At 67.3% G+C, this 21,855-nt stretch carries 17 protein-coding genes; 9 read left to right on the forward strand and 8 right to left on the reverse strand.

Features of this window, described 5'->3' with window-relative positions:
* Window positions 1-530: 530 nt before the first annotated feature.
* The 3 genes from ACODRZ_RS19160 to ACODRZ_RS19170 all read right to left on the reverse strand — a co-directional run bounded on the left by ACODRZ_RS19160 (window position 531) and on the right by ACODRZ_RS19170 (window position 5,292).
* Entirely contained in the window at window positions 531-2,840 is a 2,310-nt protein-coding gene (locus tag ACODRZ_RS19160) for a CDC48 family AAA ATPase (protein WP_488972099.1), read from the reverse strand.
* Window positions 2,841-3,393: 553 nt separating this feature from the next.
* Complete coding sequence (locus ACODRZ_RS19165; protein WP_488972100.1) at window positions 3,394-4,167, reverse strand: universal stress protein; 774 nt, start codon at window positions 4,165-4,167, stop codon at window positions 3,394-3,396.
* Between the two features lie 246 nt (window positions 4,168-4,413).
* The gene (locus ACODRZ_RS19170) at window positions 4,414-5,292 is read right to left on the reverse strand and encodes a LysR family transcriptional regulator (protein WP_488972101.1); all 879 of its coding nucleotides are present in this window, start codon (window positions 5,290-5,292) and stop codon (window positions 4,414-4,416) included.
* A 97-nt stretch (window positions 5,293-5,389) separates the two neighbouring features.
* Between ACODRZ_RS19170 and ACODRZ_RS19175 the strand changes: the two genes are divergently transcribed.
* The 5 genes from ACODRZ_RS19175 to ACODRZ_RS19195 all read left to right on the forward strand — a co-directional run bounded on the left by ACODRZ_RS19175 (window position 5,390) and on the right by ACODRZ_RS19195 (window position 9,193).
* Window positions 5,390-6,097 (forward strand): CoA transferase subunit A, encoded by a 708-nt coding sequence (locus ACODRZ_RS19175; RefSeq protein WP_488972102.1) that lies wholly within the window; start codon window positions 5,390-5,392, stop codon window positions 6,095-6,097.
* Window positions 6,097-6,732, forward strand: coding sequence for a CoA transferase subunit B (locus ACODRZ_RS19180; protein ID WP_488972103.1), 636 nt, complete (start codon window positions 6,097-6,099; stop codon window positions 6,730-6,732). Before ACODRZ_RS19175 ends, ACODRZ_RS19180 begins: the two co-directional genes overlap by 1 nt.
* A gap of 204 nt (window positions 6,733-6,936) precedes the next feature.
* Window positions 6,937-7,623 carry a glutathione S-transferase family protein gene (locus ACODRZ_RS19185; protein WP_488972104.1) on the forward strand — a complete coding sequence of 229 codons (687 nt, stop codon included), beginning with the start codon at window positions 6,937-6,939 and terminating at the stop codon, window positions 7,621-7,623.
* 4 nt (window positions 7,624-7,627) lie between these two features.
* The gene (locus tag ACODRZ_RS19190) at window positions 7,628-8,587 is read left to right on the forward strand and encodes an NAD-dependent epimerase/dehydratase family protein (RefSeq protein ID WP_488972105.1); all 960 of its coding nucleotides are present in this window, start codon (window positions 7,628-7,630) and stop codon (window positions 8,585-8,587) included.
* A 60-nt stretch (window positions 8,588-8,647) separates the two neighbouring features.
* Window positions 8,648-9,193, forward strand: a complete 546-nt coding sequence (locus ACODRZ_RS19195) for a glutathione peroxidase (protein WP_488972106.1) — start codon at window positions 8,648-8,650, stop codon at window positions 9,191-9,193.
* Between the two features lie 116 nt (window positions 9,194-9,309).
* Here ACODRZ_RS19195 and ACODRZ_RS19200 read toward each other — a convergent pair whose 3' ends face one another.
* The 3 genes from ACODRZ_RS19200 to ACODRZ_RS19210 all read right to left on the reverse strand — a co-directional run bounded on the left by ACODRZ_RS19200 (window position 9,310) and on the right by ACODRZ_RS19210 (window position 14,499).
* On the reverse strand, window positions 9,310-12,276 hold the full coding sequence (locus tag ACODRZ_RS19200) for a CHAT domain-containing protein (RefSeq protein ID WP_488972107.1): 2,967 nt from the start codon (window positions 12,274-12,276) through the stop codon (window positions 9,310-9,312).
* Between the two features lie 194 nt (window positions 12,277-12,470).
* On the reverse strand, window positions 12,471-13,322 hold the full coding sequence (locus tag ACODRZ_RS19205; protein ID WP_488972108.1) for a sulfurtransferase: 852 nt from the start codon (window positions 13,320-13,322) through the stop codon (window positions 12,471-12,473).
* 85 nt (window positions 13,323-13,407) lie between these two features.
* Window positions 13,408-14,499 carry a hypothetical protein gene (locus ACODRZ_RS19210; RefSeq protein ID WP_488972109.1) on the reverse strand — a complete coding sequence of 364 codons (1,092 nt, stop codon included), beginning with the start codon at window positions 14,497-14,499 and terminating at the stop codon, window positions 13,408-13,410.
* Between the two features lie 109 nt (window positions 14,500-14,608).
* Here ACODRZ_RS19210 and ACODRZ_RS19215 point away from each other — a divergent pair, with 109 nt between their 5' ends.
* Both ACODRZ_RS19215 and ACODRZ_RS19220 read left to right on the forward strand, forming a co-directional pair.
* Window positions 14,609-15,667: an AraC family transcriptional regulator gene (locus ACODRZ_RS19215; protein WP_488972110.1), complete on the forward strand. Its 1,059-nt coding sequence runs from the start codon at window positions 14,609-14,611 to the stop codon at window positions 15,665-15,667.
* Window positions 15,668-15,795: 128 nt separating this feature from the next.
* Window positions 15,796-16,545 (forward strand): SDR family NAD(P)-dependent oxidoreductase, encoded by a 750-nt coding sequence (locus ACODRZ_RS19220; protein ID WP_488972111.1) that lies wholly within the window; start codon window positions 15,796-15,798, stop codon window positions 16,543-16,545.
* A 72-nt stretch (window positions 16,546-16,617) separates the two neighbouring features.
* Here the strand turns inward: ACODRZ_RS19220 and ppa are convergent, their stop codons facing one another.
* Window positions 16,618-17,160 carry an inorganic diphosphatase gene (ppa, locus tag ACODRZ_RS19225; RefSeq protein ID WP_488972112.1) on the reverse strand — a complete coding sequence of 181 codons (543 nt, stop codon included), beginning with the start codon at window positions 17,158-17,160 and terminating at the stop codon, window positions 16,618-16,620.
* A 180-nt stretch (window positions 17,161-17,340) separates the two neighbouring features.
* Window positions 17,341-19,281, reverse strand: coding sequence for a M61 family metallopeptidase (locus ACODRZ_RS19230; RefSeq protein WP_488972113.1), 1,941 nt, complete (start codon window positions 19,279-19,281; stop codon window positions 17,341-17,343).
* A gap of 116 nt (window positions 19,282-19,397) precedes the next feature.
* On the opposite strand from ACODRZ_RS19230, the gene hisS reads away from it, so the two are divergent.
* Complete coding sequence (gene hisS / locus ACODRZ_RS19235; protein ID WP_488972114.1) at window positions 19,398-20,642, forward strand: histidine--tRNA ligase; 1,245 nt, start codon at window positions 19,398-19,400, stop codon at window positions 20,640-20,642.
* A gap of 142 nt (window positions 20,643-20,784) precedes the next feature.
* Window positions 20,785-21,855, forward strand: coding sequence for a peptide chain release factor 1 (gene prfA, locus ACODRZ_RS19240; RefSeq protein ID WP_488972115.1), 1,071 nt, complete (start codon window positions 20,785-20,787; stop codon window positions 21,853-21,855).

The raw sequence follows: 21,855 nt of genomic DNA on the forward strand, positions 1-21,855 counted from the left end.
ACGTCAGCGCCAAACCCGATACCCTCGGTGAGTCAGATTCCACAGGTTTTGGTATAAGATTGATAATCCATTAAAAACCCCTTGTTGAGATCGAAATTTGCGTTCCATGGCGGTGGAGCCATAATCGGTGAAGCATAATATGTAAGTATAAGATTATCTACAATTTTTCTCTTATCCAATAAGGTGCCCGGTAGAGTTTTCCCAAATATCGACTATGGTATTTTTCAGGCGTAAAATCGTCATTCCACAATCAGCCGAACTTCGCCAATTCCCGGGAGCGCGAGGGCGATGGCCCTCGCATTTCCTCTTCTCCCTTCTTCCCTGCCTGAAACGACAAAAGCCCGGCCGCAACGGACCGGGCTTTTGCTTTGGCGGAAGGTTCGCATCGCGAGCGTGGGCTCAAGCCGCTCTGGATTGCTTCGCTACGCTCGCAATGACGAGGGTGAGGGAAACAGCGCCGAGGGTGGGGGCGAGAAAACAGCGGCGAGGTGGGATGGTGACGCCGGAAATCCCGCGCCCCACCCCGGCCCTCAGTGCTTCCGTTCGCGTGTGCTTTCCACCATGCCCGGGGCGATGAAGCCGATCGGCGTCACTTCCATGGCGCGCTTTTTCAACTCGCCTTTCATGCGCTGGTATTCGTCTTCCATGGCTTCGGTCACGGTGGCGCGGCTGTCTTCGAGGGCTTCCTCGAAGTCCTGCATCGTCACTTCTTCCACGCTCGCGCCGCGTTTGCGGATGGCGATGAGGCCGGCGCGGCGGACGACGTCTTCCAGATCCGCGCCGGTGAAGCGTTCGGTGCGGTCGGCGATCTCGCCAAGGCGCACGTCTTCGGCCAGCGGCATGCGGCTGGTGTGGATGCCGAGGATGTGTTCGCGGCCCGGTGCGTCGGGCGTGCCGACGTAGACCAGTTCGTCGAAGCGGCCGGGGCGTAGGAGGGCAGGGTCGACCAGTGCCGGGCGGTTGGTGGCGCCGACGAGGACGACCGACTGCAGTTCCTCCATCCCGTCCATCTCGGCGAGGATGGTGTTGACCACGCGGGCGGTGACTTGCGGTTCGCTGCCGCCGCCGCCCATGCCGCGGGCGGGGACGAGGCTGTCGATCTCGTCGATGAAGATCACGCAGGGGGCCACCTGACGGGCGCGGGCGAACAGCTTGGCGATCTGCTGTTCGCTTTCGCCGTACCACTTGCTGAGCAGGTCGGACGACTTGATCGAGATGAAGTTCGCCTCGGCCTCTTTCGCCACGGCCTTGGCCAGCAGGGTCTTGCCGGTGCCGGGCGGGCCGTAGAGGAGGAAGCCCTTGGCCGGGCGGATGCCCAGCTTGTGGAACGCCTCGGGGTTCTTCAGCGGCAGTTCGATGCCTTCCTTGAGCTTGATCTGCGCCTCGTCCAGGCCGCCGATGTCGGCCCAGCCGATGTTCGGCACCTGCACCATGACCTCGCGCATGGCGGAGGGCTGGACGCGCTTGAGGGCGGCGAGGAAGTCCTCGCGGTAGACCTGCAGGTTGTCGAGCACTTCGGCGGGGATGGTGCGTGCCTCGAGGTCGAGCTTGGGCATGATGCGGCGCACCGCCTCGATCGCGGCCTCGCGGGCGAGGGCGGCAAGGTCGGCGCCGACGAAGCCGTGGGTGGTGCGGGCCAGCTCGTTCAGGTCCACGCGCTCGCTCAGCGGCATGCCGCGCGTGTGGATGCCGAGGATCTCGCGGCGGCCCTTTTCGTCGGGCACGCCGATGACGATCTCGCGGTCGAAGCGGCCGGGGCGGCGCAGGGCCTCGTCGATGGCGTCGGGGCGGTTGGTGGCGGCGATGACGACGACGTGCGCGCGGCTGTTGAGGCCGTCCATCAGCGTGAGCAACTGGGCGACGAGGCGCTTTTCCGCTTCGCCGTGGACCTGGTCGCGCTTGGGGGCGATCGAGTCGATCTCGTCGATGAAGACGATCGCGGGGGCGGACTTGGTCGCCTCCTCGAAGATCTCGCGCAAGTGCTTCTCGCTCTCGCCGTAGCCGGATCCCATGATCTCGGGGCCGTTGATCGAGAAGAAGCTGGCCTCGCTCTCGTTGGCGACGGCCTGTGCCAGGCGCGTCTTGCCGGTCCCCGGCGGGCCGTGGAGCAGCACCCCCTTGGGCGGGGCGACGCCGAGGCGGGTGAACAGTTCGGGGTAGCGCAGCGGCAGTTCGACCATTTCGCGCAGCTGGCGGATGGTGTCGCTCATGCCGCCGACGTCGTCGTAGTTGACGTCGCCGCGCGCGTCGTGGGCTTCCTCGAAGACCTCGCGCAGTTCGACTTCGGTGTTCTCGTCGATGTGGACGATGCCGCGCGGGGTGGTGGAGACGACGTTGAGGCGGATCTGGGTCAGCGCATAGGCGGGCGCGTTGAACATGCGGCGCAGCTGGGGCGGGATGTCCGCGACCTGCTGCTGGCCGGTGGTGGCGACGAGGTCTCCCTGCACCATGGGGCGCTGGAAGAAGTTGCGCTTGAGTGCGGCGGACGGGCCTTGCAGGCGCATGTCCTTCTGCGCGGGCGCGAAGACGACGCGCTGGGCGGGGCGCGATTCGGTCTTGCGCACGGTGACGTGATCGCCCGATCCGACTTCGGCATTGCCGCGCTGGAGGCCGTCGAGGCGGATGACGGAGAGGCCCTCGTCCTCCTCGAACGCAAGGACGGCGCGGGCCACGGTCACGGCCTTGCCGGTGATTTCGAGCACGTCGCCTTCCATGGCGCCGATCTCGCCCAATGCGGCGCGAGACAGGCGGGCGATGCCCTGGCCGCTCTCTTCCTGACGAGCGGCGGCGACCTGCAGCTTTATGGTGCGGTCTTCGGTTCTGGTTTCAGTATCCGCCATGTGCGGGGTGTTCCTTCCTCGATCCCGTAGCGGTCATCATGCTGATCGACCGGCCGGTGGAGGATAGCTGGGTATCGCCACCGGGGAATGCAATTCGAACCCGTACAGTCGGCGCGTGTTCCCTTTCCGAGCGGCGGAATTCGCGCATTACCCGGACAAGAAAAAAGGCCCGGTCGTTTCCGACCAGGCCGTGGAAGTTTTGGGAGAGGATGCCTGAAAGGCACCGTCTGTATGCCCCCGAATCGGCTTTTGTGCAAGTGCGAAAAGGATAGGTCGTGTTGCGAAATTGTGAACCAAAGTTGCATTTAGCTGCAAAGAGTCATGTTTTCTGAACGAAATGTCAGGGTTTCCGCCATGTATGATAATGAGCCGACTTTCAAATTTACCTTTACGTTTACGTGAGCACACAGCGCCTCAGCGATGGACTGCAATCCTTTGCTTGCTGCGCCGCGGAAAGACCTTGCCAAGGTGAGCATGTGACCCGGAATCGCCATAAAACTGCGGCGCCGCGCCCTTTCGGGCCGGCGCCGCAGATCGATATGTCGGGCGTTATTCAGTGGGCGAGAAGCAGCGCGGGCGCCGTTTCTTCCTTGAGGAAGAACTCGGTCACGCCGCCGAACAGGAACTCGCGCACGCGATTCTTGCCGTAGGCGCCCATGACGAGGAGGTCCGCCCCTTGCGCAGCGGCGGCCAGCGTCTCCTGAGTCGAGTGGACCCGCTCGTGCTCCTCCAGTTCGGCGTTGACGCCGTGGCGCGAGAGGTAGCGCAGGGCATCGGTGGCGGGGAAGCCGCCTTCCTTCTCTACCACGCAGATCAGCTTGACAGTGGAGCACTGCGCAAGCAGCGGCGCGGCGGCGCGCAGGGCGGCGGCGGCCTGCTCCCCGCCGTCCCAGCCGATGCAGGCGGTTCCGACCGGCACCTTGAGCGGGGTTTCCGCCAGCGCGAGCACCGGCGCGCGGGCGCGCAGGGCAAGGTCTCCGGCAAGCCCGCCCGAGCGCGATACGACGATCAGGTCGGCAAGGCGGGCGGCATAGGCGAAGGCGGTGACGGGGTCGTCCTCGCAGCGGATCACCTCGAAGGGCACGCCCGCGTCTGCGAGGCGGGTCTCGGCGGCGGCGGCGACTTCGTCGTCGGCCTCCAGCGCCTTGTCGAGCGCTTCGGAGATCACGTAGCTGCCGCCCATCGGGTCCATCGCGATGTAGCGCGAGACGGGGGTGTCGACGAGCACGGTGACATGGCCGTTCTCGCGTCGGGCGATGTCCACGGCGGTCTGGAGGCGGGCATCGCTGCCCGGCTTGCGGTCGGCATTGACGAGTATCGAGCGCATGGTCGTTCTCCCTCTTAGGCATCCTCAGGCTAACCCGCGACGGTGGGATTTCCATGACCGGGATCAAACATGGGGCCTTGGTAAAACGAATGGCGGGCTGCGGGGTTGCGGGAAAACGGCGCGGGAAATGGTTTGAAACGGGCGCGCGGGTGGTGGGGGCTTCGATACTTCGACAGGCCCAGCACTCAGCCTGAGCGGGTTTGAGAGATTTGCCTTACCTCCGCTCACCCTGAGCTTGTCGAAGGGTCAGGCCCCCGGCTCGATCCGCAGTTCGCTCGCCCGCGCGAAGAGGTCGAGGATCACCGGGTCGCGCTCACGGGTGCGGATCGCGGCCTCGAAGTGGACGTGGTGGCGGGGGCGCGGGAGCACTTCGTGCAAGTGTCCGGCGGCGAGGCGGTCGCGCACCATGGTTTCGGGCAGCACGGCCGCGCCCTGACCGCTGGCGACGATCTCGATGAGGGTGCGCACGTTGTTGCAGGTGTGCAGCGCGCGCGGGACGATGCCGTGAGCTTCCAGCGTCTCGTGAGTCACTGCATGGAGCGGCGAGTGATCGGGCAGCGACCACACCGGCAGGGCCTTCGCGAAACCGCCGTTTTCCGCCACTTCGGCACCAGCGCACCACACCAGTTCGACCGAGCCGATCGAGGCGGTGCGCATTCCGGGGCTGGCCACCGGCCCGGCGAGGAACACGATGTCGCGAGTGCCCGCCAGCAGTTGCTGGAGCAGCGGCGCGGTGAGGTCGATCTCGATCTCCATGGCGACGCCGGGACGGTCGCGCTCAATGGCCTGGATGAAGGCGGGCAGGCAGCTGGCCGCCGCGATCTCGCCCGAACCGATGCGCACGGCGGCGGTGGCGCCCGCGAAGTCGCTCGCCTCCAGCAGTACCTGTTCGAGGCCGTGGTAAAGCGGCTCGCTCGCCTGCACCAGTCGCCGCCCGCGCGCGGAAAGCACCATGCGCCGCCCCTCGCGCTGGAACAGGGGGACGCCCAGTTGCTCCTCGATCTCGCGCACGCGCGCGGAAATCGCGGGCTGCGTGGTGTTGAGCCGCGCCGCCGCCGCCGCGAACGTGCCGAGCCGGTCGATCCACATCAACGTCTCAAGATGGAACAGGGCGATGCGTTTCATAATCAGTGTCTATCGGAACCGATAAAAAACAATCGCTATTCGTGATAGGAGAAGCTGTCTAGCCTCCCGCGTGAAACGGAGAAGAGGATCTGCCTCGATGAACAAGATCTACCCCAGTGCGGAGGCCGCGCTGGAAGGCGTGCTCAAGGACGGCCTGCTGATCGCCAGCGGCGGTTTCGGGCTTTGCGGCATCCCGGAAAGGCTGCTCGATGCGATCCGCGATTCGGGCGTGAAGGACCTGACGTTCGCCTCGAACAATGCCGGTATCGACAACGAAGGCATCGGCAAGCTGCTGCGCACCAAGCAGGTGAAGAAGATGATCTCGTCCTACGTCGGCGAGAACAAGGAGTTCGAACGCCAGTTCCTCGCAGGGGAACTCGAGGTCGAGTTCTGCCCGCAGGGCACGCTGGCCGAGCGCATGCGGGCAGGCGGCGCCGGCATTCCCGGCTTCTACACCAAGACCGGCGTCGGCACCCAGGTCGCCGAGGGCAAGGAAGTGAAGCAGTTCCGGGGTGAGGACTACATCCTCGAGGAAGGCATCTTCGCCGACCTGTCGATCGTCAAGGCGTGGAAGGCGGACGCAACCGGCAACGTCGTGTTCCGCAAGACCGCGCGCAACTTCAACGTGCCCGCCGCCACCTGCGGCAAGGTCTGCGTGGTCGAGGTGGAGGAGATCGTCCCCACCGGCTCGCTCGATCCCGACGCGATCCACCTGCCGGGCGTCTTCGTCCAGCGCATCGTCGTGGGCGCGCCCTACGACAAGAAGATCGAGTTCACGACCACCCGCGAAAGGGAGAGCGCGTAATGGCCTGGAATCGTAATGAAATGGCCGCCCGCGCGGCGAAGGAACTGCAGGACGGGTTCTACGTGAACCTCGGCATCGGCATTCCGACGCTAGTGGCGAACTACGTGCCGTCCGACATCACCGTCACCTTGCAGAGCGAGAACGGGATGCTCGGCATCGGGCCGTTCCCCTACCCGGACGAAGTCGATCCCGATCTCATCAATGCGGGTAAGCAGACCATCAGCGAACTGCCGCACTCGGCCTATTTCGACAGCGCCACCAGCTTCGGCATGATCCGCGGCGGGCACATCGACCTGACCGTGCTGGGCGCGATGGAAGTGGCCGAGAACGGTGACATCGCCAACTGGATGATCCCCGGCAAGATGATCAAGGGCATGGGCGGCGCCATGGACCTCGTCGCGGGTGTGAAGAAGATCATCGTGGTGATGGAGCACACCTCCAAGAACGGCGATCCCAAGTTCATCCCCGGCTGCACCCTGCCGCTGACGGGACGCAACGTGGTGGACATGGTGATCACCGACCTCGCGGTGTTCCAGCGTCCGGATCACGACAGCCCGTTCAAGCTGATCGAACTGGCGCCCGGCGTGACGGCTGAGGAAGTCGCCGCGAAGACGACCGCGCATTACGTGAGTTGATTAGGCAATTCCTCCCCGAGCTTGCTCGGGGAGGGGGACCGCCGACGAAGTCGGTGGTGGAGGGGGAGTGTTTGAACAATTCCCCCTCCGTCAGCCTTGACGGGCTGCCACCTCCCCGAGACAAGCTCGGGGATGAACCTCGCGCCTCTCGCCACGCCGCAAACTTCACGCTATCCCTCGCGCACTCTTCGCAAGGGACCATCCATGACTTACACCCTCATCACCGCGAACCGGAACTATTCGAGCTGGTCGCTGCGCCCGTGGGTGCTGATGAAGGCGCTCGCCATCCCGTTCGAGGATGAGCTTGAGCCCTTCACCATGCCGGTGAACTACGACGCCTTCCGCAGCTTCTCGCCCACCGGGCAGGTCCCCGCGCTGATCGACGAGGAGCGCACTGTCTGGGACTCGCTCGGCATCACGCTGTACCTCGCCGACCGCCACCCTACCGTCTGGCCCAAGGCTCCGGACGCCCGTGCCTTCGCCCAGAGCGCGGTATGCGAGATGCACGCGGGCTTCTCCGCCCTGCGCAACGTGTGCACGATGAACGTGGGCGTGCGCGTGAAGCTGCGGCCGATGAGCGGCGCGCTGGTGCGCGAGATCCACCGCCTGCGCGAATTGTTCGAGGAAGGGCTCGACCGTTTCGGCGGACCCTGGCTGGCGGGCGCCGAGTTCACCGCCATCGACGCCTTCTACGCGCCGGTCGCCTTCCGCATCCGCACGTATGGCCTCGACGTGGGCGGCGGGCAGGCGTGGGTCGATGCGATGCTGGCTCACCCGGCCATGCGCGAGTGGGAAGCCGAAGCCCTCGCCGAGACCTGGCGCGAGGAAAGCCACGAGGCCGAACTGGCCGAAGCAGGCGCGATCATCGCCGACTACCGCGTCCCGGCATGAACCTATGCGCGTCCTGCTGACGGGCTCGTCGGGCTGGCTGGGGCGGCATCTGGCGCCGCTGCTGGCTTCGCGCGGGCACGAGGTCGTCGGCCTCGACGTGGCGGCGGGTGCGGCGACCATGGTGCTGGGCTCGGTGGCCGACCGCGCGCTGGTGTTCCGCACTATCGCCGAGCACGGGATCGAGGCGGTGATCCACTCGGGCGCGCTGCACAAGCCGGACATCGCGCGCTTCGGGCGGCAGGCTTTCGTCGACGTCAATGTGACGGGAACGCTCAACCTGCTGGAAGCGGCGGTGGAGGCCGGGCACGCGCGCTTCGTGTTCACGTCCACGACCTCGCTGATGGTCCGCGACGACGTGCGTGCCGGGGCGGGCGAGCACGGTGCGTGGTGGATGGACGAGGCATTCGGCCCGCTCGCCCCGCGCAACGTCTACGGCATCACCAAGCGCACGGCCGAGGACATGTGCCGCCTCGTCGCGCGCGAGCACGGCATGGCGGTCGCGATCCTGCGCACCGGGCGCTTCTTCCCGGAGGACGACGATACGCACGTGGTCCCCTCCGGCCCCAACCTCAAGGCGAACGAGTTCCTGAACCGTCGGCTGACCGTGGGCGACGCCGCAATAGCCCACCTTGCCGCGCTGGAGCGGATCGAAGGGTGCGAGACGTTCGTGCTCTCCGCCCCGCCGCCTTTCGTGCGCGAGGATGCGGCGGAACTGGCCCGCGATGCGCGCGCGGTGATCGCCCGTTACCACCCCGACGCCGCCGATCTCTACGCCCGCGCCGGCTGGGTGCTGCCCGAGCGGATCGAGCGGGTCTACGATCCCGCCAAGGCCGAACGGCTGCTTGGATGGCGGGCCGGGACGGACTTCGCCGCGATCCTCACCGCCCTTCGCGATGGTGCGGAGATGCCCTTCGCCCATGACCAGGAGTGGATTTCTCCGGTCCTCGGCGGTTTGCCGGCATAGTCTTGCGGCGGTCATCCTGCCGCCGCATAACCCGCCCGAACTCTAATGGGAGAACTTCCAATGGCCGACCTCGCCTCCATCCCGCTCACCCGCATCGACGGCAAGCCCGACACCCTCGGCGAACACGCCGGCAAGGTGCTGCTGGTGGTCAACGTCGCCTCCAAGTGCGGCCTCACTCCGCAGTACGAGGGTCTCGAGGCGATCTACGGCGAATACAAGGACAAGGGCTTCGAGGTGCTGGGCTTCCCGGCCAACGACTTCGGCGCGCAGGAGCCCGGCACGCATGAGGAAATCGCCGAGTTCTGCTCGGTGAACTACGGCGTCTCGTTCCCGCTCTTCGCCAAGGCCGATGTCACCGGCGAGGCCAAGCAGCCGCTTTACGCCGCGCTGACCGAGGCCGTGCCCACCAAGCAGGGCGACGTCGAGGGAATGAAGGAGAAGTTCAAGGGCTACGGCATGACCCCGAACGACGACCCCGAAGTGCTGTGGAACTTCGAGAAGTTCCTGATCGCGCGCGATGGTTCGGTTGCCGGTCGCTTCGCGCCGGGCACTGCGCCGCAGGACCCGCTGCTGGTCGGCGCGATCGAGGCTGAACTGGCGAAGTAAGGGGCTGGAGGCCCCCTCACGCGAACGTGAGGGGGCCGATAACTCACTTCGTCATTGCTTCGCTACGCCCGCAATGACGATTTGAAATTTGGATCGAAGTGGCCTGACGCCCGCCCTCAATCCCCCACCAGCACGAACGGCGCCCACGTCGCGGGATGCGCCCCGCCGGGCACGTCGCGTGCTTCCAGCAGCTCGACTTGCGCGCGCCGCAGCGCCTCTGCGCGCGAAACCTTGCCGCGCGCGCCTTCGAGGGTGCGCAGCGTCAGCCGCCCGGCCACGTCGTCGCGCACCGGCCAGTGCGAGAGCAGCAGCGCCCGTGATCCCGCCGAGATGAAGGCCCGCGCGAGGCCCGAATAAGTCGGCGCATTCTCGCTGTCGCCCGCACTGGTGTCGCAGGCGGAAAGGATCACCCAGTCCGCGTCGAGACGCAGCTGCGCGACTTCGGAGGCTGTCAGCAGCCCGTCGTCGAGCGGCGTCGCGACTTGGGGCGGGGTCATCACAAGAGCCGGCTCCACCATCCCGCGAAGGCCGCCGCCGACGAGGCCGTGCGTCGCGAAGGCGATCACCCGCGCCTGGTCGAGCGGTGCCTGCTTCACCGCCGTCTCGGTCGCCTGCGGGCCGACCAGAAGCTGGCTGGTACCGGCGAAATGGCTGGCCATGGTGCGCAATTCGCGCTCGGCGTCGGGCAGACTGCCGAGCCGGGCGAGCGATTCCACGCTGACGTCTCCTGCCTTCAGTGCCGAGGCCGAGCGCGTGGCCAGCATGGTCGGCGGTCCCAGCAGCGGCGCGCCGATGCCCGCGAAGGTCGCCGCCCGCTCTCCCGTCTGCGCGCGCCGGGGGAGCGGTTCGGCGCTGATCATCACGCTGGTGGCCAGATCACGGGCCAGCCAGCGTGTCCCGCGCAGCGCCTGCGGGTCGGTGTCCGCGCCCTCCGGCGTGCGGGTGACCAGCGCGGCGAACGGGACGGTGGAGAGACTGCCGGGTGCGAGGATTTCGAGTTCCCGGACCGATCGCAGGGCCTTGCGCACCGGTTCGGGGAAAATCAGGCGGAACAGTTCGAACGCAGCCTGCCGGTCGAACCCGGCGCGGCCTTCGTCGAGGAGGCCGTTCTCTATGGAGGCGCGCAGGCGCTGCTGGAGCTGCACCAGGTGCCGCCCCGAGACTTCGGCATCGCCCGAGACGACCCCATCGTGCGTGACCAGCTGCGTCACCAGCCCGATCTCGTCGGCGCCGATGAGCAGCAGCGCCTGTCCGCGCCGCAGCCGTGCGCGGGCGTCGGCAAGACGCGCGGGCTCGACGGCTGTCAGCGTGCGGTAACCGGGCACCAGCGCCGCGAGACGCGCATCGGCTTCGCGCAGACGGGCATCGCTACGGGTGACCTCGCCGCCCAGATCCGTGACGGCGGCGTTGTCGCCGGCGATCAGGGCGCGGTCTAGGCGTTTGCGCAACTGCCGCCCATCTGCCGCCAGGGCGAGATAGCTGCGGATCGCTTCGCGTGCATCGGCGCCGTAACCGTCCTGAAGCGCGGCGAGCGAGGAGAACGCCCCCTGCAGGTCGCCCAGGTTCGCCATCTGCAGCGCGTCGAAGGCAAGGTCGGGCGCGCCGGTGTCGATCGCGATCCGCGCCAGCTGCATGAAGACACCGCGCGATTCGCCGGCCATCGTCACCAGGTCGCGCCGCGCGGTCGCGCGGTCGAGCAGGCGCGTGCGCAGCGGCGTCAGCGCATCGCCCAGCGAGGCCAGCGCTTCGGCCTTGCGGCCTTCCCTGACGGCAATGCGGGCGGATAGCGCAGCGGCGGTAAAGCGTCGCTTGTTCGTCGGTCCGGTGCCGGCGAGGAAGCCCTTCTGCGCATGGTCGAGCAGCGGCCGGGCCGCATCCACCCGCCCGGCGGTGACGAGCGCGGAGGCCAGGTTGTACTCGGCCGTCAGCACTGTCAGGTCCTCGGGCGAGGCGGAATAGCGGCGGGCCACCGCCAGCGCTTTTTCGCGCAAGGCAAGGCCGCGCGTCTGGTCTCCTTCCCACTGCGCCATGCGCGCCTGCTCGCCGATCATGGTGGAGAGGCTGTTGGCCTGCATGCGGTCGGGGTTGCTCTCGAAGATGGCGACGGCCTTGTCGTAGAGCGGACCGGCCTCGGCCCGCATACCGGCATCGTCGAGCGCATAGGCGAGGGCATGAAGCGAGAGCGCCAGCTTCGGGTCGTTCGCGGGCAGGATCGCACGCCGCTTTTCAAGGGCGGTACGCAGGATCGGGATGGCCTGGGCGTACTGGTCGGTCTCGACGAGGATGGCGCCAAGCTGCTGCGTCGCCTGCACGCGCAGGCGGTGGTTGTCGGGCAAGTGGGCCTCGGCCCAGGCGACGGCCTCGCGGGCAGTGAGGATGGCGCTGTCGCCGTCCGACACGTTCAGTTGCAGCGCGCTGAGGCTGATGCCGTATTCCGCCGGGCTGTCGAGGTTTTCTCCCGTGGCCAGCGCGTGAGCGCGCGCGATCGTCAGTGCTTCGGCGATCCTGGGGATGGCCGCGCCTTGTGCGCCGCGCCTGTAGTCGAGCAGGGCCATGCCGTAGAGCGCTTCGGCATATTCGGGGCTCCGGCGCCCGCCCAGCTTCCCGGCGAGAGCCAGCGCGCGTCCGGTATAGTCCTGCGCCTCGTCCAGCTTGCCCAGCGTGCCGAGCTCGGAGCCGATGTGCAGCAGCAGGCTGGCGCGTTCGGGTGTGAGCGGGGCCTTGCGGGCGGCAAGGCCGCTGTCGACGGCGCGGAACAGCGCCAGCGCTTCCTCGCTCCGATCGAGCGAGGAGAGCGCGCGCGCCTTCACCGCCTGGGCATAGAGCAGATCGACCGGATCGATGCCCGGGTCGCCGCCGGCACGGGAGAGAACGTCATCGACATGGCGCAGCGCAGCCTCGGGATCGCCGCTGGTGTCGTAGCCGCGCAAGTCGCGCAGTTCCATCGCCGAGGCACCTGCCTGCGCGACCGTCGGTCCCGCCGTCGGCGCAACCCTCGGCCCGACTTTGGACCCAACCCTCGACATTGCCGCATGACCTTGTGCAGGGGCGGTCATGGCGAGCAACGCCGTGAGGACAACCATTCGGGCACGCCCCAGAACATTCGCGCACAGCGCCTTGTGCATGCCTGTCCCTATCCCCGAGGATCAAACCCGTCGTGACGCGGATCGACCGCGCCAAGGTGCTCAGAAGATGCGTTTTTACGTTGTAATGCAATTCACAAGTGCTGTCATGTCGAGGCTTGCAATCCTTTAATCGGCAGCGTTGACCGCGGCCGTCAAGCGGAGCCCGTCGCCACTGGCCGCGCGGGGTCGGCGATCCACTCGCTCCACGATCCCGGGTAGAGCCGGCCGCCGGGCAGGCCCGCCACCGCCATGGCCAGCGCGTTGTGGCAGGCGGTCACGCCCGAGCCGCATTGCAGGATCGCCGGAGCCTCGCCCAGCAGTGCGGCGAAGTCGGCGGCGAGTTCTTCGGCGGGGCGGAAGCGACCGCCAGCGTCGAGATTGTCGCGGAAGAAGCGGTTGCGCGCACCCGGGATATGCCCGGCGACCGGATCGATCGGGTTGGGCGTGCCCGCGAAGCGCGATGGATCGCGCGCGTCGAGCACTTGCGCGGCGGCGGTGTCGATGTTGGCGAGCACTTCGGCGGCGTTCACGGGCGCGGGAACGAGGGTCTCGCGGGGCTCGAAATCGCCCGAGGCGGCGGCCTGCGGAGCGCCTGCCTCGAGCGGCAGTCCGGCATCGACCCAGGCCGGCTTGCCGCCATCGAGCACGGCGACGGGGGCGTGGCCCAGCCAGCGCAGCAGCCACCACAGCCGCGCGGCCCAGGCGCCGCCGTTGCTGTCATAAGCGACGACCTGCTGGTCCTTGCGCAGCCCCTGCGCACGCAGCCAGGCGACCATCGCCACCGGCGCGGGCAGGGGGTGGCGTCCGTTGCTGCCATCGGGCGGGGACGCCAGGTCTTCGTCGAGATGGGCGTAGCGCGCGCCGGGGATATGGCCCTTCGCGTAGATCTCCTGCCCCTTGTCGGGAGCGCCGAGTTCGAATTCGCAGTCGAAGACGAGAACGTCCGCGCCTGATGCAATCATGTTCTTGAGCGCGTCGACCGCGATCAACGTTTCGTAAGTCATCGTTGTCCTTGCCCTGCGGGCGACTGGAAATGTGTTGTAGTGAGCGCAGGGACAATAAGCAGGACGGCGACTATCTGTCGATTGCTTAGGTGTTACTTCGCATGTCGTTCGTCGAAACGCACCATGTCCCGAACAGATGGATACGCTCCCACAGCAGCGCCCGGGTTCCGGCCATGTTGTGAACGTGGCCCATGCGCGGGCAGACGAACATGTCGATACTCCGGGCGGAGGGATAGGCGCGCGGCTCGGCGCGGGGGTCGGGAACGAGGTCGCGCTCTCCCGTCGCGGCAAGGACGGGCACGGTGATCGCTGCGGCCTCGGATGCGACGACGCCCGGCGTCAGCGTGGAGCGCGCGGCGCGCTGCGGGGTTCGGCGTGCGTACCAGGGGGGAGAGGGTGATGCCGTTTCGGCCCCGCCCATGTCGCCGCGCGCGATCCCCTCGTAATGCGCCAGATCCTGCTCGACGACGTCGAGAGGGACGTCGTCGTAGTGGAAGCCCCAGGCGATCGCTTCCCACGCCGCCTGCGACGCTGCATCCCCCGCCTCGGCGAGCAGGATGGCGTTGAGCGGCTCGCGGCATTCGTCGAGCCGGGCGTCGCGTGGATACCAGGCGACGGTGACCGGGCGGCCGCCGGGGGGCGTGGCCGGGTGAGCGTGAATGGCGCTGAAACCGAGGACGGCGATGCCATCGAAGCTGCGATGGCGTGCCTGCTGGTAGATCAGCAGGGCCGCGCCGAGCGATTGCCCGATGCCGATCACGCAGGATGCGCTGACGGGCGGATAGTCGGGCGTGAGCACGCCGTTGGCGAGGCGCTGGACGATGTCCTGCCGGGCGGCGTCGGCGGCAGCGGTGAGAGCCGCGTAGCCCAGGTCCTCGGGATCGATGCGACCGGTCCCCCGCGCTTGCGCTTCATCGCATCCCAGCCAGTCGAGCGCGACGAAAATCCACCCGCGCGCCGCGTGAAAGGCCGCTTGCGATCCAGCCCCGCGCGCCGGCCCCGGCAGCTCGCAGGTGTAATAGCCGCGCGCATAGCTGCTGCTCGGCGCGGCAAAGCAGAGCACGGGGTGATCGGGCAGCGCGGCGGGATCGGGCAGCACTACGGTGGCGCTGATCGCGGCGGCGATGCCAAGGCCCGCCGCATCGCTGACATCGATGGTGATTTCGACCTGTCGCACGCCTCTCGCTTTCCCGTTTCGCGCGTTCTCGCCCCGATTGACGCCCTTGCGCAATCCCATATCCTCCGGCGGCATGACCGATCGTCCACGGGATCGGCGGGAGGATGCAATGCCTGCTACCGGCCAGAGGCGCACCGCGGCTGCGGACTTGTCGGAACTTCTGGAAGGCGTGCGCCTGTCCGGGCGGACCTGGTGCTACGGGGATTTCGCCGAACGCGCGGGCTGCGCGGTGGCAGGAGGCGACGCGGTCTTCGTCCATGCGGTGATCCATGGCTCGGTCCGGATCGCCTGTGCGGGCGGGGCCATGGCGCAACTGGATGCAGGCGAGGTGGCCATGGTGCTCTCGGGCGAGGCCCATGCGCTGCGCACCGAGCCTGACGCCGCGACCGCCGCCCACGATGTCCTGCGCCGGGACGAGGGCACCGACCTACCGCCGGCGCGCCGCTTCGGGGAAGGACGCACCGCTGCGCGGGTGCTGAGCGCGCGGCTGCGGGCGAACTGGCCGGACGGCGTTTCCCGGGGCGGTTTGCCGACCCTCCTGCGCAGTTCGGGGGGCGGCCTTGTGGGCGTCGATGCCCTCGCGCAGGCGGGCATGGGCGGGGGCGCGACGGCGCTGCTGACCCGGCTGGCGGAGATGCTGCTTGTCGCCGGGCTGCGCGCGGACCCGGCCTGCCGACGCATCCTCTCGGGCGAGAGCCGCAATACGGTGGAGGAGGCGCAGCAGCTGATCGCGGCGAGTCCCGCGCATCCCTGGACGGTGGAATCGCTGGCGCGGGCCGTGGGGATGGGGCGCTCCAACTTCGCGGCGGTGTTTTCCGCGGCGGTCGGCAAGGCACCCATGGAGGTCGTGGCGGAACATCGCATGGAGCACGCCGCCATGCTGTTGCGACAAGAGCGCATGAAAATCGCCGAGATCGCCGAACTGGCGGGCTACGGCTCGGAAGCCGCGTTCAGCCGACGCTTCAGCCGACACTTCGGCACCACCCCCAGCCGGATGCGCGAGGCGGCACGGCAGGCCCGGCTTGAGGCTGCACCGGCACCCTCTTTCCGCGCCCTGCTGGCGGGCGCGCGGGAGAAAGCGGCCCGCGCAGCCTCGCTCCCCGCATCGCTGGCGGCCGAACCGATCGCACCCGGGCACGTGCTTGCCACCCGCATCCGGCCCGGCTGACGCGGCGAGGGGTCAAGGCGGGCGCTGCCACGTCGCCGGGGCGGATTCTGCTTCCGCCGCCTCAACCCGCACTTCTGCCGGGCGTGATTCTCGGTAACTCTCCGGCACAAATCTTCAGGAGAGAATTCATGACGTATCGTGTTGCCATCGTCACCGGGGCCGCGGCCGGAATCGGTGCGGCCTGTTCCAGGCGGCTGGCGCAGGACGGCATCGCGGTGGGCGTGCTCGATCTCGACGAGGAGCGCTGCGCGGATACCGTGAAGGCGATCAGGGATGCGGGCGGCACCGCCATCGCGCTGGGCGCCGACATATCCAACCGCGAGCAGGCTGCCGCCGCCGTGGAGAAATGCCGCGATGCGCTGGGGCCGATCTCGATCCTCGTCAACAACGCGGGCGTGACCGATTTCACGCCGTTCGAGGAACTGACCGACGAGCGCTGGGACTTCGTCTACGCCATCAACGTGCGCGGGCCGATGGTGATGACGCAGCTGGTGATCAAGGACATGAAGAACGCGGGCTGGGGCCGCATCGTCAACGTCTCGTCCTCGTCGGCGCAGACGGGGGCGCTCAACATGATCTGCTATTCCTCGTCGAAGGGCGCGGTGGTGACGATGACGCGCTCCATGGCGCAGGAATTCGGGCCTTACGGGATCACTGTGAACAATATCCCGCCCGGCTCGGTGATGGGCACGATCATGTCCGAGGCCAACCGCGAACGCTTCCAGGTTCCGACCGAACTGCTGCTCCAGTCGATTCCGGTGCGCCGCATGGGCGAGCCCGCCGATATCGCCAATGCCTGCGCCTGGCTGTGTCATGAGGCTTCGGGCTACGTCACCGGCCAGACCATCGGCGTCAACGGCGGGCGCGTGGTGAGCTGAACTCCACAAAAGCCAAGGGGCCGGACAGCTTGCGCTGCCGGCCCCCGTCCACATGGGAAGTGAACTTTAAATTCAGGCTTCGGCCTTCGTCGCCTCGTAGCGCTCGATCGCCTCTTCGACGATGCGGGCGGCATCGGCGGCGTTGCCCCAGGTACCGACGCGAACCCACTTTTCCTTTTCCAGGTCCTTGTAGTGGGTGAAGAAGTGCTCGACCTGCTGGTAGACGATGTCCGGCAGATCTTCCTTCTCGTTCACGTGCGAATAGTAAGGGAAGGTCGAGTTGATCGGCACGCACAGCAGCTTCTCGTCGCCGCCATGCTCGTCCTCGAGGTTGAGGACGGCGATCGGGCGCACCTTGACCACGCAGCCCGGGATGAACGGCGAGCGGGCGACGACCAGCGCGTCGAGCGGGTCACCATCGGGCGAGAGGGTGTGCGGCACGAAGCCGTAGTTCGCCGGGTAGCGCATCGGCGTGTGCAGGATGCGGTCGACGAAGAGCGCGCCGGAGGCCTTGTCGAACTCGTACTTGACCGGCTCGCCGCCGACGGGAACTTCGATGATGACGTTCAGGCTCTTCGGCGCGTTGTCGCCGACGGGGATCATGTCGATGCGCATAATGGTCCTTCTTTATTTTCGCACTGTTCGTCTGTGCGGCGTGCCGCACGTTGGGCGCGGGCTTAGCGTCGCGTTTATTGCGTCGCAACAGCCATTTCGGACGATACTGCGATGATTGCGCGAATACGGACGTAATCGCCCCGGACGAGCCGGGGCGACAATCGTTTTAAGACAGTTCCGTTACTTGGTGCGCGCTGTGAGCAGCTTGTCGAGCCCGTTCGTCTTGCCCGGTGTGGTGCTTTCCAGCCAGGGGTGGCGCAGGCCGCCGTGGTAGTCGATCGCCACCGTCTGATACCGCTCGCCGCGCTTGATCAGCAGGCTGATCGGCGCCTTGGCGGTCTTGGCGGCGGTAATCGCGTCCTTCATCACGTCGGACGAATAGGCGCGGCCGCCCACGGCGACGATCTTCGTCGAATTGACGATGCCCGCGTTGTAGGCCGGGCCGTCCCACAAGGTCGCGGTGACGTCGCCGTCCTTGTTCAGAGTCACGCCGAGCGAGTAGGTGAGGTCGAGCGTCTTGCGCTCCTCGGCGATGCCCTTTTCGTAGGCGTTGGGCTTGTCCTTCCACACCAGCTTGTAGCCGGCCATCTGCACGCCGTTCAGCGGTGCGGGCTGGTTGGTGTCGTAGAGGCGCGTGCGCAGGAAGCTGGCCCAGTCGTAGGCGTAGACGCCGTTCAGCACCTTGACGACTTCGTCGAAGTCGTAGGTCACTTCGCCCCAGTCGCCATCGCGCACGCCGAAGAAGGCCTTGGCGAAATCGTCGAGCCCCTTGGCGCCGCCCGTGCCCTTGCGGATGATCTGGTCGGCTTCGAGCCAGGTCAGCGCGCCCTCGACGTAGTAGTCTTCCGAGCGGGTCAGCGAGGTGTAGGGCAGCGGACGGCGGCGCATCAGCTGCGGCGCGTTGACGGTGTCCTCGACCGAGCGCCACGACCGGCCGGGAGTGCCTTCGGCATACTTGCCCGCAGCGGTGGCGAACATCGCCATGACCATGTCGCGCGACTGCACGCCCGAGCGAGCGGCGAGGACATAGCCCCAGAACTGGGTCTGACCCTCGTAGACCCACAGCATCGTGTTCTGCATCGGCTGCTGGTAGTCCGGCGTCCAGGCATCGGCGCCGCGGCGGAACTTGCCGTTCCAGCTGTGCACGAATTCATGCGCGATGACGTTGCGGTCCCAGTCCATCCCGGCCCAGTCGGTCCACGACTTCGGTTCCTGCTGGTTCTCGCTGGAGCGGTGATGCTCCAGCCCGATGCCGCCCATGCGGTCGGTGAGGGCGAGCAGGAAGTCGTAGTGGTCGAAGTGCTTCGAGCCGAAGGTGGTCGTCGCCTCCTTCACGAGGTTGCGGTAGGTCTGCAGATTCTCGGGCTTGATCGCGAGGAGGTCCGGCTCGTCGGCGACGACGTCCATGAAGACGTTCTGGCCCAGATCCCAGCGCTGTGAATGGATGCCGGCGAAGATCGGCGAATCGACGAGGCGCTCGAAATCGATGGTGTTCCAGGTGACGGTGTCGCCGGTCCGCTGGAAGCCGTCGAGCGCGGTGAACACTTGCCAGCCCCGGGGGAAGGTGACCGTCGGCTTGTACGGGATGCCGCGCGTGTAATAGCCCGCCGGGTAGAGGCTCATCTTCTCCCACTGGAGGTTGAGCATCTCCTGCGTCATCGTGATGCGCCCCTCGCTGGTCTGCAGCGGCGAGGTGTGGACGAACTTCGCGGTGACGGTCTTCGTCCCCTCGGGCAGCGCGAGGTGGAAGGCGTTGACCGCGACCGTGTCACGCACCCAGGCGATTTCCTTACCATCCGCATAGAAATGGATGTCGGCGAGGAGGCCGTAAGGTCCGGTTTCCGAGTGGTTGCCGGGCAGCCAGCCCGCCTGCAGCAGGATCAGATCGCGCGCGCCGGGTGCGACCGGGATCGTCTGGGTGACGCGGTAGACGCCGCGCGAAATGTCACTCGCGTCGATGTTCAGGCCGATCGTGCCGGCATAAGGCACGTCTTTCGCGGCGGGCATTTCCGGCGGAAGCGGCGGGGCCATCGGCGTGGAGCGGTTGGCATCCTGCGCGAAAACGGAAGTCGACAGCAGCAGGGAGGTGAGGAGGGTCGCGCCCTTGAGCAGATTCTTCATTGCGCAGGTCTTTGCGCTTGTTGCCGCATTTGGCAACCATTGATGCCGTCGTTTTGGCCTCTCAAAATGGCGGGGCCACTTCACGAAGTGCGCCATTGCGGCTAGACGCGCGCGTCATGAACACCACACCACAGGCCATTCGCGGAACCCAGGACATCTTCGGCGCCGATGCCGAGGCATTCGCTCACGTCGTCGAGACCTTCGAGCGCGTGCGCAAGCTCTACCGCTTCCGCCGCGTGGAAATGCCGGTGTTCGAGAAGACCGCCGTGTTTTCGCGCTCGCTGGGCGAGACGACCGACGTGGTCTCCAAGGAGATGTACTCGTTCGAGGATCGCGGCGGCGAATCGCTGACCCTGCGCCCCGAATTCACCGCCGGGATCGCCCGCGCCTACCTGACCGACGGCTGGAAGCAGTTCGCGCCGCTCAAGGTGGCGACGCACGGGCCGCTGTTCCGCTACGAGCGTCCGCAGAAGGGCCGCTACCGCCAGTTCCACCAGATCGACGCCGAAGTGATCGGCGCGGCCGAGCCTATGGCCGACGTGGAACTCCTCGTCATGGCCGACCAGCTGCTCAAGGAACTGGGCATCGCCGACGGCGTGACGCTGCAACTCAACACGCTGGGCGACGGCGAGAGCCGCGAAGCCTGGCGCGCGGCGCTGGTCGAATACTTCCGTGGCCATAGGCAAGCATTGTCCGAGGATTCGCAGGACCGCCTTGAGCGCAACCCGCTGCGCATCCTCGATTCCAAGGACCCGCGCGACAAGCCCTTCACTGCCGATGCGCCCAAGATCGACGACTACCTCTCGGCCGAGGCGCAGGACTTCTTCGGCGCGGTGACTTCGGGGCTTGATGCGGCGGGCGTCGCCTGGACCCGCGCCGAGGCGCTGGTGCGCGGGCTGGATTATTACCGCCACACTGCCTTCGAGTTCGTGACCGATCGCCTCGGCGCGCAAGGGACCGTGCTCGGCGGTGGCCGCTACGATGGGCTGATGGCCGCGCTTGGCGGTCCCGAGACCCCGGCGGTCGGCTGGGCGGCCGGGATCGAGCGTCTTGCGATGCTGGTGGCCGATGCGGGCCAGACCGCCGAGGCCCCGCTGACGGCGATGCTCGCGGTCGAGGACGACGCGGCGCTGCACTTCGCGCTCAAGACGCTGACCGCGCTGCGCCACCAGGGCATCGATGCCGAGATCATCGCCACCGGAAGCCCGCGCAAGCGCTTCGACAAGGCGGTGAAGTCGAACGCCAAGGCGATTGTCTCGTTCGTGGTCAAGGACGGCGTTCCGACTGCCAACTTGCGCGCGGGTGAAACCACCCCGGCGCGGTTGGCCGTGGAGCAGGTGCTGGTGACGCTGCAGCCGTGATGGAGGTATGGCCACGACTTCGCGAAGGGCTTCGACAGGCTCAGCCTGAGCGGGGTTGGTGCGAGGGTTCGATGATTTCCAGACACGTTTCCTCTGTTTCCGCTCAGGCTGAGCTTGTCGAAGCCCCTGAAGGCGCACGCTGATGGCGATCTCCGACATTCGCCTCGCCCAGCTCGGCGGCCGTCTGGCCGAACTGGAGGCGCGCCTTGCCTCCGGCACGCTGGAGGGCGAGGCTTTCGTCGCCGCCAGCCGCGATTATGCCGAGCTTGAACCCGTCGCGCGCGCCGCTGCCGAGGTCGTCTCGATGCGCGGCGAACTCGAATCGCTGCTGGGCCTCGAAGACCCCGACCCCGAGATGCGCGCCCTTGCCGCCGAGGAAGCCGCGCGGCTCAAGGCCGAGCTGCCCGAGGCCGAGCGCCGCCTCGCCATCGCCATGCTCCCTCGGGACGCTGCCGACGTGCGCCCGGCGATGCTGGAAATCCGCGCGGGCACCGGCGGCGACGAGGCCGCGCTGTTCGCCGCCGATCTCTACCGCATGTACGAGAAATACGCCGCCGAGCAGGGCTGGCGGGTCGAGATGGTCAGTGCCAATGCCAGCGACGTGGGCGGCTTCAAGGAAGTCGTCGCCAACGTCACCGGCTCGGGCGTCTTCGCCAAGCTGAAGTTCGAAAGCGGCGTCCACCGCGTCCAGCGCGTGCCCGTGACCGAATCGGGCGGGCGCATCCATACTTCGGCGGCCACCGTCGCGGTCCTGCCCGAACCCACCGAGGTCGACGTGGCGATCGAGGACAAGGACCTCAAGATCGACATCTACCGCGCCTCGGGCGCGGGCGGGCAGCACGTCAACACCACCGATTCGGCGGTGCGCATCACGCACTTGCCCAGCGGCCTGGTGGTCACCTGCCAGGACGAGCGCAGCCAGCACAAGAACAAGGCCAAGGCGATGCAGGTCCTGCGCGCGCGCCTCTACGAGAAGATGCGCGATGAAGCACAGGGCGCCGAGGCCGAGGCGCGCAAGGCGATGGTCGGCTCGGGCGACCGCTCGGAGCGTATCCGCACCTACAACTTCCCGCAGGGGCGCGTGACCGATCACCGCATCAACCTGACGCTCCACCGCCTGCCCGAAGTGCTCGAAGGCCCCGGCCTCGCCGAACTGGTCGATGCCCTGATCGCCGAGGACGAGGCCAAGCGGCTGGCGGCGATGGATGGGTAA

Source organism: Novosphingobium sp. FG90, assembly GCF_057808725.1.